The following is a 13,464-nucleotide window of genomic DNA, read 5'->3' as shown; positions in this document are numbered from 1 at the left end:
GGGCCATCTCAGAGCCTGATATCAGCAACTGACAGGGCGCCCGGCGTCATTGCCGGTTCAAATCCATGGCGAAAAACCTATCAGGCTCCCCGCAGCACACCCACGCCCAAACCGCTTCAAGATGATTCCAGGCGTCCGCTCACAGCCCTGACTTCAATCGGCTGAAGGCCCGGATCAACGCCCGGTTGAACGCCTTGCCATTGTCGTTCTTGCTGTACAGCGAAGCCTTCACCGCCGCCGGCGGATAAGTCCCCGGATCATTGCGAATCGCCGGTTCGACCAAGCCGTCCGCTGCCGTGATCGCATTGGCGTAGTGAATGGTGTCAGTAATCGGCGCAATCACTTCTGGCGTCATCAAGTAATCCATCAGTGCCAGCCCGGCCTCCGGATGCGGTGCATCCTTGGGAATGACCATGGCATCGAACCAGATCAGCGTGCCCTCCTTCGGGATCCGGTAATTCAACTTGAACGGTTTTTTCGCTGCTTCAGCCTGGCCAGCCGCGATGGCGACGTTGCCGTTCCACGACATCGCCACGCAGGTGTTGCCGTTGGCCAGGTCGCTGATGTTCAGGTCATTGTCGAAGTAGCGGATGTACGGGCGGATCTTCGCCAATTGTTGCTCGGCGAGTTTCAGGTCATCCAGGCTCTGGCGGTTGATGTCCAGACCCATGTACTTCATGACCGCGGCGAACACTTCGTTCGGATCATTGAGCAGGCTCACTCCGCAATCGGCGAATTTCGACACCACTGCCGGATCGAACAGCATCGCCCAGCTGTCCCTTGGTGCCTGCGGCAGGCGCTGCTGCACGGCCTCTTCCTGATAGCCGACGCCGGTGGTGCCCCAGGCGTAGATGCCGGCGTAGCGGTTGCCCGGATCGAACACCGCCATGTGTTGACGGAACTCATCGCCGACCCCGGCAAAGTGCGGGAGCTGCTGCTTGTTCAAGGTCTGGATCGCGCCGCTCTCGATAGCCCGTGACAAGTGCTGGCCGGCGGTCAGCACCAGGTCGTAGCCACTGCGGCCGGTGAGCAGTTTGGTCTCGACGGTTTCCAGCGAATCGAAGTGATCGGCGACCACCCGAATCCCGGTTTTCGCCTCGAAATTCTTCAGGGTATCCGGGGCCAGGTACTCGCCCCAGATGTACAGGTTGACCACCGGCTTCGCCGTTTCGGCGGCCTGCACACACAGGGGTGCAAGCACCAGCAATAACGCTTTACTCAGGTTGTGCAGGCCCATGCTCAGGCTCCTCTTTTCTGGCCGGCGTATTGCGGCATGGTGATGCACGCGACGTTACCGCCACCGAGCAGGATTTCCCGGGAGTTTTCGATGCCGACGATCTTGTGCTGCGGGAACAGTTCGGCGAGGGTTGCCAGCGCCACCTGATCGTTGCGATCACCGAACAGCGGCACCACGATCGAACTGTTGCCTGCGTAATAGTTGATGTACGACGCACAGATTCTGGTGCCGGCCTGACGGGTGTGGGTGCTGTCCTGCTGGTCGAGGCCTTCGGCTTCTTCGGCGGTCCACTCCAGCACATCCGGTTGCGGCAGTTTGTGCACGATCAGCTCGCGACCCCGGCTGTCGCGGGTGCTGCGCAGGATGTCGTAGGCCTCCTGATAGATTTCCCATTGTGGGTCGTCGCGGTTGTCGGTCCATTGCAGCACCACTTCGCCGGGGCGCACGAAGCACGCGAGGTCGTCGACATGGCCGTCGGTTTCGTCGAACTTGCAACCGCGCGGCAGCCAGATCACTTGCTCGGCGCCGAGATAGTCGGTCAGGCGGCGGGTCACCTCGTCCTTGCCCAGGTGCTGGTTGCGATTGCGATTGAGCAGGCATTGCTCGGTGGTGAGGAGGCTGCCCTGGCCGTCGCTCTGAATGCCGCCAAGTTCGGCAATCAACGGCGCGCGATAACGATCGAAGCGTTCGATCTCGAGGATCTTGCTGGCGATCTGATCGTCCTTGTCCCACGGGTAGTAGAGCCCGCCATCGAGGCCGCCGTAGGCGTTGAATTCGAAGTCGACACCACGCACTTCACCGCTCTGGTCATTGACCACAAAGCACGGGCCACTGTCGCGGAACCAGGTGTCGTTGCAGGTCATCTCCACCACCCGCACCTGCGGCGGCAACTGGCGGCGGGCGGTGGCGAACTGGGCCGCCGAGGCGCACACCGTCACCGGTTCGCTGTGGGAGATCGCCGTCACGATCTGCACCCAGACTTTCTGCGCAGGCTTGGCGCCGTTGCGCCAGACATCGGTGCGCTCCGGCCAGCCGAGCCAGCAACCGGACTTGGCTTCAAACTCGCCGGGCAGACGGAAACCGTCCTGTTTCGGGGTGGTGTCGAGCAAACGTGCCATGGTCAAACCTCGTCATCGGGATGGGAATGACCTCAGGCTACGGTCGTGGGCCGTCACGTCGCCAACGATGATTATTTCGGAACAGTTGAATTCAACTCATCAATCCGCCAGCTGATCGTTGAACCACTCCAGCATTTGCGCCACCGCCGGACGCTCCAGCCGCACCCGCTCGCAAACCAGCGCGTATTGGCCCAGCGCGGTCATGCTGGAGGTGAACGGTCGCACCAGACGCCCGCTCTGCAAGTCTTCCTGCGCCGTGAGATTGTCGCCCATCGCCACGCCCTGCCCTTGTGCCGCCGCCTCCAGCGCCAGCCCGGCGTGGGCGAAATACAACTGACGCTCCGGACGCAAGTCGCCAGCATGGCTGGTAAGCCACGCGGTCCAGGTCTTGCCGTCCTGATCGTCGTGCAGCAGGCAATGGCGGGCCAGGTCCTTCGGGGTTTTCAGAGTGCCCTGGTTGAACAGGCCGGGGCTGCACACCGGGAAGAACTGCAACGCCGGCAACGGGCGGACGAAGTACGCGCTGCTGTCCACCGGGCCGGTGCCGTAAGTGATCGCCAGATCGATGTCCTCACCGGGCGCGGTGGCGTCGATCGGTTGTTCGTAGAGGTGCAAGGTGATGTGCGGATAACGCGCGTAGAAATCGGTGAGACGGTTCATCAGCCACTTCTGCGCCAGTTCCGCCGTGACCGCCAGCCGCAATACGGCGAGCGAGGACGGATCGCGCAATTCATCGCAGGCATCGCCGATCAGCTCGAAGGCCTGTTGCAGGCTCTGCATCAAGCGCCCGGCGGCGATGGTCGGGCGAATCTGCCGGCCTTCGCGGATGAACAGCGACACACCCAGTTGCTCTTCGAGCTGGCGGATCTGGTGGCTGACGGCGCTGTCGGTGACGCACAGTTCGGCGGCGGCACGGCCGAAATGCGCGTGGCGGGCGGCGCATTCGAAGGTCCGCAGGGCGGCCAGGGAAGGTAGTCGGCGCATGGGTTGGGGTCCCTTTTTTTGCGGACATGCTGACCTTCGGATTCGTGGGCGTCCAGTTGTACCGCTTTATCGTTCATCGCGAGCAAGCTCGCGATAGCGGCGGCACAGGCGCGACATCTCTTCTAGGCTGAACCGCACCGACAAAAAATCCGGAGGCCACTCATGCACCTCGAAGGCTCCTGCCACTGCGGCGCGGTTTCATTCACCCTCGACAGCGCCCACCCCTACCCTTATCAACGCTGCTACTGCTCGATCTGCCGCAAGACCCAGGGCGGTGGCGGCTTTGCCATCAACCTCGGCGGAGACGCGGCCAGCCTCAAGGTGCGCGGGCGCAAACACATCACGATTTACCACGCAAAAATGAAAGACGAAGGCGATGCCCGCGCCCACCGCAGCACCGCCGAACGGCACTTCTGCTCGCTGTGCGGCAGCGGTCTATGGCTGTTCAGCCCGGAGTGGCCGGAGCTGATCCACCCGTTCGCCTCGGCCATCGACACGCCATTGCCGGTACCGCCGGAACACACTCATCTGATGCTCGGCTCGAAAGCGCCGTGGGTCGAAGTGCAGGCCAGCGCGAAGGATCAGCAATTCGAGGTCTACCCGGAAGAATCCATCGCCCAGTGGCACGAACGACTGAAATTGACCCGATAGCCGCCCCAGTCTCCGACAGATTGTTGATCGCGCTCAGAACAGCTCGCTGAACGGAATGAAACGCAACGGATCACCCATCTGCAAGGTGCTGTTTTCGGGGATTTCCACCAGTCCGTCGGCCCAGGTTGCGCCGAGCAAAACCCCGGAACTCTGGTTCGGATACAGCGCCGCCCGCCCGCCTTCCAGGCGCACCCGCAGGTATTCGCGGCGGCTGCCGGGTTTCGGCCAGTCGAAGCCGGCGTTGACCGTGAAGCTCAGCGGCATCACCTCCTCCACGCCTTGAATGCGCAGCAGATACGGGCGCGCCAGCAGGCCGAAGGTAACCAGTGCTGAAGTCGGATTGCCCGGCAAACCGATCACCGGCACCGTGCCGAAATGGCCGACCGTCAGCGGTTTGCCAGGTTTGATCGCCAGTTTCCACAGCAGCGGTTTGCCGTTGTCGCGCAGCACCTGGCCGAGGCAATCGGCGTCACCGGCAGATACGCCGCCGGTGGTCAGAATCAAATCGGCCGCCACTTGCAGTTGCTCGAGTTTGAGCCGGGTCTGCGCCGGGCGATCGGGAAGAATGCCGGCGTCGATCACTTCGCAACCCAGTTCGCGCAACCAGTGGTCGAGCAAGGTGCGGTTGCTGTTGTAGAGGCTGCCGGGACGCAGCGGCTGCCCCGGCTCCACCAGCTCATCACCGGTCGACAGCAATGCCACGCGTGGGCGACGCACCAGCGGCAGATGAGTCATGCCCTGCCCCGCGGCGACAGCCAGTTCGAACGGGCCGAGGCGTTTGCCGGCGCGCAGCAGGGTGTCGCCAACGCGATTTTCCTGGCCTTGGGCGCGGATGTTCTGACCGACCTTCAGCGGTTGCAGGAAACGTACGCGGCCGTCTTCCAGCACCTCGACGTTTTCCTGCATCTCCACGCAATTGGCGCCATTGGGCAAGGGCGCGCCGGTGAAGATTCGTGCGCAGGTGCCAGGCAACAGGGTGTCCGGCGCCAGCCCGGCGTAGACCCGCTGCGACACGCTCAACGGCTGGCGATGCAGGTCGGCGAGGTTCAACGCGTAGCCGTCCATGGCACTGTTCGGCCATGGCGGCAGGTCGAGGGTGGCGACCAGATCGCTGGCCAGCACACGTCCGCGCGCGTCATTGAGCGGCACGGATTCGCTGTCCGGCAGGCGTCGTTCATCGGCCATCGCCAACAGTTGGTCGAGGGCCTCCTCGACCGGCATCAATCCCGGCTTGCTCATGCGCGCGGCCCGCAGGCTTGCACCGGTTTGAGGTGCGGAACGAAGTTGCAGGGGCGGTGACGGTTATCCAGCTGTTCGGCGAGGATGGCTTCCCACGCGGTGCGGCACGCGCCGGTGGAGCCCGGCAGACAGCACACCAGCGTGCCGTTGGACAGCCCGGCCAGCGCACGGCTTTGCACGGTCGAGGTGCCGATGTCGAGAATCGAGATTGCGCGAAACAGCTCGCCGAAGCCGTCGATCTGCTTGTCCAGCAGGCAAGCCACGGCTTCCGGAGTGCTGTCACGTCCCGTGAAACCGGTGCCGCCGGTGATCAGCACCACTTGAATGGTGTCGTCGGCGATCCACTGCGCAACCTGGGCGCGGATTTTGTACAGGTCGTCCTTGAGCAGGTTGCGTTCACTCAAGGTGTGGCCGGCTTCCAGCAGGCGGCTGACCAGCAACTGGCCGGAGGTGTCGCTGGCGTAGTCGCGGGTATCGCTGACCGTCAGCACGGCAATATTCAGGGGAACGAACAAGGCATCCGATTTAACACTCATGGCACTCTCCGACCGTCGTCAATTCAATGGATGACGAGCCTAAGTGCCGCTTGTGAGGACTGTCTAATCACTCTGGCCAACCAAGCTATCGACCTGCTCTATCGGTGATTTTTTCCAGCACTTCATTCCCTGTCCGGCCCAATGAAACCGGGCATCATCGAAGCCCTCGATAAGCTCTTAAACACGGCCGATTGGACGAAAAAAGCCGTCGATGGGATCGTCGCTCCCTGCGCTTTCCGTGCGCCGTACGCATCTGCGTCAATACTCAATCAAAATTCCTTATCGAGCAGGTGCCGTCGTGGACATCAAACAACTCAAGTTCCTGATCGCGCTGGACGAAACCCGCCACTTCGGCCAGGCCGCCGCGCGCTGTCACATCACTCAGCCGACCCTGTCGATGCGCCTGCGCAATCTGGAAGACGAGCTGGATCTGGTGCTGGTCAATCGCGGTCAGCGCTTCGAAGGTTTCACCCAGGCCGGCGAACGCGTACTGGCCTGGGCCCGCACGCTGCTGGCGGCCCACGACGGGCTCTTCGCCGAAGCCGCCGCCTGCCGGGGGCAACTGGTCGGTAGCCTGCGTCTGGGTCTGGTGCCGCTGAGCAACTTCAATCCGGTCAATTACATTCAGGGTTTGTCCGGGACTTATCCGGAGCTGAAGTACAGCCTGTCGTCGCTGAGTTCGGACGAGATCATCGAAGGCCTGGGCAACAATCAGCTGGATTTGGGCGTGTGTTATCTGGACCACGTCAACCCGAACTATTTCGACTTTTTCGAGATTGGCGAAACCCGCGTCGGCCTGCTCTACGACACTCGCCACTTCCATTTCGAAGGCCCGGAAATGAGCTGGGAAGACGCCGCCGAGCTGCCGCTGGGAATGATCACCACCGGCATGCACTACCGCAAATCCATCGACCTGAGTTTTCGCAGTCGCGGGCTGAATCCGCAGCCGATCATGGAAAGCGATTCGACCTATCAGCTGTTGCAGGCGATTCACCAGGGTTTCTGCTGCTCGATCATGCCGCTGGACAGCGGTCTGGAAGAGCCGATCGAACACCTGGCTTTCATCAATCTGCCGGACGCCAGCGTACTCGCGCCGCTGGGGCTGGTGATGCGCAAGACCGAACCGCGTTCGGCGATTGCCGAGAAGTGTTTTGCCGAGGCGCGCAAGATGTTCGGGATCGAGGCGCCTGCCGATTAACGCCTCCAGTGATCGACCAATCCAATCACTGCATCGGAACAAGCGATTGGACGCCTTTTTCCCTGCCCCGTAGCCTGAAACCACTTCAGCGCTTCGGGGACTTTTCAGGATGCTGTGCCAAGTTGAACAACCCATCGAACCGGGCGACGCCAACGCCCCCGCGCCCCAACCGGCGCAAGTGGCGTACCGCGAATACCTCGACGACGCGTCGGTGTCCCACGCGGCACTGGCGGCCGAAATCGCACTGGCCATCAGCTACAACGGCCTGAATCAAGCCGTGATGATGGTCTCGCCAGGCAACATCGAGGACTTCATTCGCGGCTTCAGCCTGAGCAATGCGATCGTCGACCGCCTCGACGATATCCATGACATTCGCCTGACCCACTTCGACCAGGCCTGCCAGGCCGACGTGCAGATTTCCAGCCGTGCATTCTGGGCCCTGAAGGATCACCGGCGGCAGATGGCAGGCACCAGCGGCTGCGGCCTCTGCGGCGTGGAAGCCCTGGAGCAGGCGCTGCCGCAACTGGAAATCCTGCCCCCGACACCGCTGCCACCGGCGGCCCATTTCGACGGTATCCGCCAGCGCATCGAACAGGCCCAGCAACTGGCCCGCAGCAGCGGTGCCCTGCACGCGGCGTTGTACTTCGACGCCGCTGGCGAAGCGCTGCTGTGTCGCGAAGACATCGGCCGCCACAACGCCCTCGACAAGCTGATTGGCGCCCTGCAATTCGAAGGCCTCGATGCGCGTCAGGGCTTCGTCGTGGTCACCAGCCGTTGCAGCCTCGAACTGATCCACAAAGCCGTGCGCGCTCGCCTCGGCACCCTCGTCAGCCTGTCCGCCCCGACTGCGCTGACCGTGCGCTGGGCGCTCAAGCACCGCTTGAACCTGATCCACGTCCCGCACCGCAACGCCCCGCGAATCTACAGCCCGATCCAGGAGCTCACCCCATGAGCGACACCCTCACCCACCTCGATGATCAGGGCCGCGCCAACATGGTCGACGTCAGCGACAAAGCGGCGACCCGCCGCGAAGCCACCGCGCAAGCCTGGGTGCAGATGCGCCCCGAAACCCTGCAAATGATCCAGTCCAACGGCCACCCCAAGGGCGACGTGTTCGCCGTGGCGCGGATCGCCGGGATTCAGGCGGCCAAGCGCACTCACGAGTTGATTCCGCTGTGTCATGCGCTGCTGCTCAGTTCGATCCACGTCGAGCTCAAGGCCTGCGAACCGGACCGCGTGCAGATCACCAGCACCTGCCGCCTCACCGGCCAGACCGGCGTCGAGCTCGAAGCCCTGACCGCCGCCAGCGTTGCCGCGCTGACGATCTACGACATGTGCAAAGCGGTGGACCGGGCGATGGTCATCGGCGACATCCGTCTGCTGAGCAAACAGGGCGGCCGCTCCGGCCACTTTCAATGGGAGAACCCGCAATGATTCTGATCAACTACTTCGCCAGCTACCGTGACCGGCTCAATCTGGGCGGTGAAAAAATCCCGGCCAGCGACACCCTCGCTTGTGTCGAGGACGTGCGGCAAATGCTGATGCAGCGCGGCGATCTGTGGCGTGAAGTGCTCGGCGCCGGCAACCTGATGTGCGCGGTCAATCAGGAGCTGTGCCAGCCGGATCAGGCGATCGAGGATTTCGACGAAATTGCGTTTTTCCCACCGGTTACGGGGGGTTGAGGCATGGGCGTTCATCATGGATGTGCTGAAGACCCGTGCGCCGCTCTGGAAGCGTGAGACTACGCCGCAGGGTTCACATTGGGTCGAGGCGCGGCAGAGTGATCGGAATGCGGCGGCTCGCTGGAGTTTGGCGCATGCCTGACGGGTCACTGTCGGCTGCAACAAAAGCCTGATTAGATAGCGGCTCCTGCCAACTCGACCGTGGAGCCGCATTTGAGCACAACGCCCCCCGAGGACTTGCCCCGCCCCCAGCCTGTCAGCCTGCGTCAGGCCTGGCCTTTCTGGCTCAAACTCGGCTGCATCGGCTTCGGCGGCCCCGCCGGGCAGATCGCGATCATGCATCAGGAACTGGTAGAGCGCCGGCGCTGGATCTCCGAGCGGCGCTTCCTGCACGCACTCAATTACTGCATGTTGCTGCCCGGCCCCGAGGCCCAGCAACTGGCGACCTATATCGGCTGGCTGCTGCATCGAAGCCGTGGCGGCGTGCTGGCCGGGGCGCTGTTTGTGCTGCCTTCGCTGCTGATTCTGATTGCCCTGTCCTGGGTGTACATCGCGTTTGGCGACGTGCCGGCGGTGGCCGGGGTGTTTTACGGGATCAAACCGGCGGTGACCGCGATCGTGCTGCACGCGGCCCATCGCATCGGTTCGCGAGCCTTGAAAAACAGCTGGCTGTGGGCGATTGCCGGAGCGGCGTTCGTGGCGATCTTCGCCTTCAACGTGCCGTTTCCGCTGATCGTGCTCGGCGCAGCGTTGATCGGTTATGTCGGCGGACGCTGGGCCCCGCAGCGCTTCAGCAACGGCGGTCATCGTGGTAGCGAAAAATCCTTCGGCCCGGCGCTGATCGATGACGACACGGCCCCGCCCGAGCATGTGCGGTTCAGCCTGCCGCGACTGTTGCGCCTGGTACTGATCGGCGCGCTGCTGTGGTGCCTGCCGATGGCGTTGCTGACCGCGCTGTTCGGCTGGAACGGCACCTTCACGCAGATGGGTTGGTTCTTCACCAAAGCGGCGCTGCTCACCTTCGGTGGCGCTTACGCCGTGCTGCCTTACGTGTATCAGGGCGCGGTGGGGCATTACGGCTGGCTGACGCCGACGCAGATGATCGACGGCCTGGCGCTGGGCGAAACCACGCCGGGGCCGCTGATCATGGTGGTCGCGTTTGTCGGGTTCGTCGGCGCTTACGTGCAACCGACGTTCGGCCCGCAACACGCGTTCGCCGCCGGTGCACTGGCCGCGACGCTGGTGACCTGGTTCACCTTCCTGCCTTCGTTCCTGTTCATCCTCGCCGGCGGGCCACTGGTGGAGTCGACCCACAACGAACTGAAATTCACCGCACCGCTGACCGCGATCACGGCAGCGGTGGTCGGGGTGATCCTGAATCTGGCGTGTTTCTTTGCTTACCACGTGTTCTTTCCCAAGGGTTTTGCCGCACAGCCTGATTTTTTTGCGCTGTTACTTGCGCTCGGCGCCACCCTCGCGCTGTTTGTTTTCAAGCGCGGCGTGATCGAGGTGTTGATCGTTTGCGCCCTCGTCGGGCTGGGTTTTCATCTGTTGCGCTGAGCCGGCGACTTGCCGCCCGCGTCGGAATCAGGCGTTTACTTATCCCGGACTTCCCCCTTACTATCCAGCCACACCGGCATGGCGGGACACTCCCGCCGCCGACGTTTTCCGCCAACGGAAACACGCGTCATGAGCACGTCACTACAACAATCAGAATCGTTGAACGTCTCTGCACTGTGCGCCCTCCTTCACAGGGGCCGCGCATGAATCGCATCGTCAATCTCCCCATGGCCCTGAGCCGTTCCAAGCTGCGTCACTCCGCACGCCCGCCGGATATCTGCCTGCACGTCTGATCGCGCCGCTAAAAATCGCGACAGCTTCCCCTCTTTTTTCGATATCCCTGCCAGGACGCCCGAGCCTTTTGCCGCGCTGCGTCCGGCCCGAATCTGCGCGCCTGTGCGGCGCCATCGTGAGTGATTGATTATGAAATTCGCAGCCATTGAAGACGCCCGTAACTTCCTCAAGCAGAACCCCGACATCGACATGATCGAGCTGTTCATCCTCGACGCCAACGGCGTGCCGCGCGGCAAGTTGTTGCACCGCGAAGAACTGCTCGCCGTGTACGAAAGCGGCCGCCCGCTGCCGAGCACCATCCTCGGTCTGACCGTCCATGGCGAAGACGTCGAGAACTCCGGTCTGGTGTGGGACGTCGGCGACATCGATTGCCGCGCCTACCCGCTGGAAGGCAGTCTGGTGCGCCTGCCGTGGCGGCAGATACCGACTGCGGCAGTGCAGGTCAGCATGCACCCGGAACAAGGCATGCCGGCGAGCATCGCCGACCCGCGTCATCTGTTGATCAAGGTCATCGACCGCTTGCAGGCCGAGGGTTACCACCCGGTGATGGCCTGCGAGCTGGAGTTCTACCTGCTCGACGCCAAACGCGATCTCAACGGTCGCCCGCAACCGGCGCTGGATGCCGACGGTGGTCGACCGAGACACACCCAGGTCTACGGTTTGCGTGAGTTGGAGCAGATCGAACCGTTCCTCGCCGACCTCTACAGCGCCTGCAAGCTGCACGGCATTCCGGCACGCACGGCGATCTCGGAATACGCGCCGGGCCAGGTGGAAATCACCCTCGAACACGGCGATGCGCTGGAGGCGATGGACCAGGCCGTGCGCTACAAACGGCTGGTCAAGGCCGTGGCGCACAAGCACGGGATGCAGGCGACCTTTATGGCCAAGCCGTTCGATCACCTGGCCGGCACCGGCATGCACATGCACGTCAGCCTCGCCGATGCCGAGGGACGCAATCTGTTTGCCTCCGAAGACCCGGCCGGCACCCCGCTGCTGCGCACGGCGATTGGCGGGATGCTCGCCTCGCTGCTCGATTCGCTGCTGCTGTTCTGCCCGAACGCCAACTCCTACCGCCGTTTCCAGGCCAACAGCTACGCGCCACTGGCGCCGACCTGGGGCGTCGACAACCGCACCGTCAGCCTGCGTGTGCCCGGCGGCCCGGCCCACACCCGGCACATCGAACACCGCATCTGCGGCGCCGATGCCAACCCGTATCTGGCAGCGGCCGCGATCCTGGCAGGCATTCATCGCGGGATAAAAGAAGACATCGATCCGGGTGAGCCGGTGGAGGGCAACGGTTACGCGCAGGCGAAAGAACTGCTGCCGACCGACTGGCTGACCTCGCTCACGGCATTGGAAAATTCGGCGTGGGCACGGGATGCGCTGGGGCAGGAATTCCTCGGGGTGTATCTGGCAGTCAAACGGGCGGAGTACCGGCAGTTCATGGCCGAAGTGGGTGAGCAGGACTGGCGCTGGTACCTCACAGAAGCCTGATTAATCACTCCGCCCCTTGTGGGGGCGAGCTTGCTCGCGAAAGCGCCGTCACATTCAACATTTCAGGTGACTGACACAACGCTTTTCGCGAGCAAGCTCGCTCCCACAAGGTCCGTGCACCGACTCCCGAATCTGGACACTGAAATGACTGAACGCAGCAATTCCTACTACACCGCCACCCTCAATCGCGACACCGACTACCCGACCCTGCAAGGCCGGCACAAGGTCGATGTGGTAATCATCGGCGGCGGTTTCACCGGCGTCGCCACGGCTGTCGAGCTGGCGGAAAAAGGCCTGAAAGTCGCCATCGTCGAAAGCCACAAGATCGGCTGGGGCGCCACCGGGCGCAATGGCGGTCAGGTGACCGGCAGCCTGTCCGGCGACGGCGCGATGCGCAAACAGATGCGCAACACCTTGGGCGATGAGGTCGACGACTTCATCTGGCACCTGCGCTGGCGCGGCCACGAAATCATCCAGCAACGGGTCGAGAAATACGGCATCGATTGCGACCTCAAGCACGGTCATTTGCATGCGGCGTACAAGCCGAGCCACATGGACGGCTTGCGCAACGACTACAACGAAGCCGTGCGTCGCGGCATGGGTGATGAGGTCAGCCTGCTCGACCGCAGCCAGGTGCGTGACCTGCTGCAAAGCGACCTCTATCACGGCGCAATCAAGAACACCCGCAACATGCACCTGCACCCGCTCAACCTGTGCATCGGTGAAGCGCGGGCGGCGGAAAGCCTTGGCGCGCTGATCTTCGAAAACAGCGAAGTGCTGGAGATCATCCACGGCGTCAGCCCCGGCGTACGCACCGCTCACGGGCAGATCGACGCCAATCAGGTCCTGCTGGCCGGCGACGTCTACCACAAGCTCGAACCGGGCCAGCTCAAGGGCAAGATCTTCCCGGCCATGGGCGGCATCGTCACCACCGAACCGCTGGGGGATCTGGCCAAGCAGATCAACCCCGAAGACCTCGCCGTTTACGACTGCCGCTTCGTCCTCGACTACTACCGCCTCACCGCCGACGGTCGCCTGTTGTTCGGCGGCGGCGCCAACTACAGCGGCAAGGACTCACGGGACATCGCCGGCGAACTGCGGCCGTGCATCGAACAGACCTTCCCGGCGCTCAAAGGGGTGAAGATCGACTACCAGTGGAGTTGCGCGATGGGCATCGTCATCAACCGCATCCCGCAACTGGGCAAGCTCTCGGACAACGTCTGGTATTGCCAGGGCTACTCCGGCCACGGTATCGCCACAACCCACATCATGGGCGAGATCATGAGCCGGGCGATCACCGGGCAGATGCAGCAGTTCGACACGTTTGCCGCGTGCTCGCACATTCGCGTGCCGATGGGCGATCTGCTGGGCAATCCGATGCTGGCGGCGGGCATGTGGTACTACCAGATGCTGGAAAAACTGCGCTGACCGAACAGGCCCCATCGCCAGTGATGGGGCCTTTTTTTGCCGC

The 13,464-nt window shown here is 63.0% G+C and carries 13 protein-coding genes and 1 pseudogene; 9 read left to right on the top strand and 5 right to left on the bottom strand.

Going from position 1 to position 13,464, the window contains the following annotated elements:
• Positions 1–139: 139 nt before the first annotated feature.
• The 3 genes from I5961_RS11150 to I5961_RS11140 form a co-directional block, all read right to left on the bottom strand.
• Positions 140–1,237, bottom strand: a complete 1,098-nt coding sequence (locus I5961_RS11150; RefSeq protein ID WP_227235248.1) for an extracellular solute-binding protein — start codon at positions 1,235–1,237, stop codon at positions 140–142.
• A gap of 2 nt (positions 1,238–1,239) precedes the next feature.
• On the bottom strand, positions 1,240–2,355 hold the full coding sequence (gene aguA / locus I5961_RS11145) for an agmatine deiminase (RefSeq protein WP_085698794.1): 1,116 nt from the start codon (positions 2,353–2,355) through the stop codon (positions 1,240–1,242).
• Positions 2,356–2,454: 99 nt separating this feature from the next.
• Entirely contained in the window at positions 2,455–3,339 is an 885-nt protein-coding gene (locus I5961_RS11140; protein WP_085698792.1) for a LysR substrate-binding domain-containing protein, read from the bottom strand.
• Positions 3,340–3,501: 162 nt separating this feature from the next.
• On the opposite strand from I5961_RS11140, the gene I5961_RS11135 reads away from it, so the two are divergent.
• Positions 3,502–3,990, top strand: coding sequence for a GFA family protein (locus I5961_RS11135; protein WP_085698790.1), 489 nt, complete (start codon positions 3,502–3,504; stop codon positions 3,988–3,990).
• Between the two features lie 33 nt (positions 3,991–4,023).
• Here the strand turns inward: I5961_RS11135 and glp are convergent, their stop codons facing one another.
• Together glp and moaB are read right to left on the bottom strand one after the other, a co-directional pair.
• On the bottom strand, positions 4,024–5,229 hold the full coding sequence (gene glp / locus I5961_RS11130) for a gephyrin-like molybdotransferase Glp (RefSeq protein WP_085704243.1): 1,206 nt from the start codon (positions 5,227–5,229) through the stop codon (positions 4,024–4,026).
• A complete protein-coding gene (moaB, locus tag I5961_RS11125; RefSeq protein WP_085704240.1) occupies positions 5,226–5,765 on the bottom strand; it encodes a molybdenum cofactor biosynthesis protein B in 540 nt (179 codons plus the stop codon). Before moaB ends, glp begins: the two co-directional genes overlap by 4 nt.
• Positions 5,766–6,063: 298 nt before the next feature.
• Between moaB and I5961_RS11120 the strand changes: the two genes are divergently transcribed.
• The 8 genes and pseudogenes from I5961_RS11120 to I5961_RS11085 all read left to right on the top strand — a co-directional run bounded on the left by I5961_RS11120 (position 6,064) and on the right by I5961_RS11085 (position 13,421).
• The gene (locus I5961_RS11120; RefSeq protein ID WP_227235246.1) at positions 6,064–6,963 is read left to right on the top strand and encodes a LysR family transcriptional regulator; all 900 of its coding nucleotides are present in this window, start codon (positions 6,064–6,066) and stop codon (positions 6,961–6,963) included.
• A gap of 109 nt (positions 6,964–7,072) precedes the next feature.
• Positions 7,073–7,915, top strand: a complete 843-nt coding sequence (fdhD, locus tag I5961_RS11115) for a formate dehydrogenase accessory sulfurtransferase FdhD (protein WP_227235244.1) — start codon at positions 7,073–7,075, stop codon at positions 7,913–7,915.
• The gene (gene moaC, locus I5961_RS11110) at positions 7,912–8,397 is read left to right on the top strand and encodes a cyclic pyranopterin monophosphate synthase MoaC (protein WP_085698780.1); all 486 of its coding nucleotides are present in this window, start codon (positions 7,912–7,914) and stop codon (positions 8,395–8,397) included. The genes fdhD and moaC overlap by 4 nt, the downstream gene beginning before the upstream one ends.
• On the top strand, positions 8,394–8,645 hold the full coding sequence (locus I5961_RS11105; RefSeq protein ID WP_085733112.1) for a MoaD/ThiS family protein: 252 nt from the start codon (positions 8,394–8,396) through the stop codon (positions 8,643–8,645). Before moaC ends, I5961_RS11105 begins: the two co-directional genes overlap by 4 nt.
• Positions 8,644–8,787, top strand: a pseudogene (locus tag I5961_RS11100) (molybdenum cofactor biosynthesis protein MoaE); the annotation flags it as partial. The gene I5961_RS11105 and the pseudogene I5961_RS11100, both read left to right, overlap by 2 nt.
• A 71-nt stretch (positions 8,788–8,858) precedes the next feature.
• Positions 8,859–10,205, top strand: coding sequence for a chromate efflux transporter (gene chrA / locus I5961_RS11095; protein WP_227235242.1), 1,347 nt, complete (start codon positions 8,859–8,861; stop codon positions 10,203–10,205).
• A 423-nt stretch (positions 10,206–10,628) separates the two neighbouring features.
• Entirely contained in the window at positions 10,629–11,993 is a 1,365-nt protein-coding gene (locus I5961_RS11090) for a glutamine synthetase family protein (protein WP_227235241.1), read from the top strand.
• 144 nt (positions 11,994–12,137) lie between these two features.
• Entirely contained in the window at positions 12,138–13,421 is a 1,284-nt protein-coding gene (locus I5961_RS11085; RefSeq protein ID WP_227235240.1) for an NAD(P)/FAD-dependent oxidoreductase, read from the top strand.
• Positions 13,422–13,464 lie beyond the last annotated feature (43 nt).

The sequence above is a fragment of the Pseudomonas sp. IAC-BECa141 genome, from assembly GCF_020544405.1.
Classification (GTDB): domain Bacteria; phylum Pseudomonadota; class Gammaproteobacteria; order Pseudomonadales; family Pseudomonadaceae; genus Aquipseudomonas.
The sequence above is the reverse complement of the archived record's forward strand: the minus strand, read 5'-3'. Positions and strand labels throughout refer to the sequence as shown.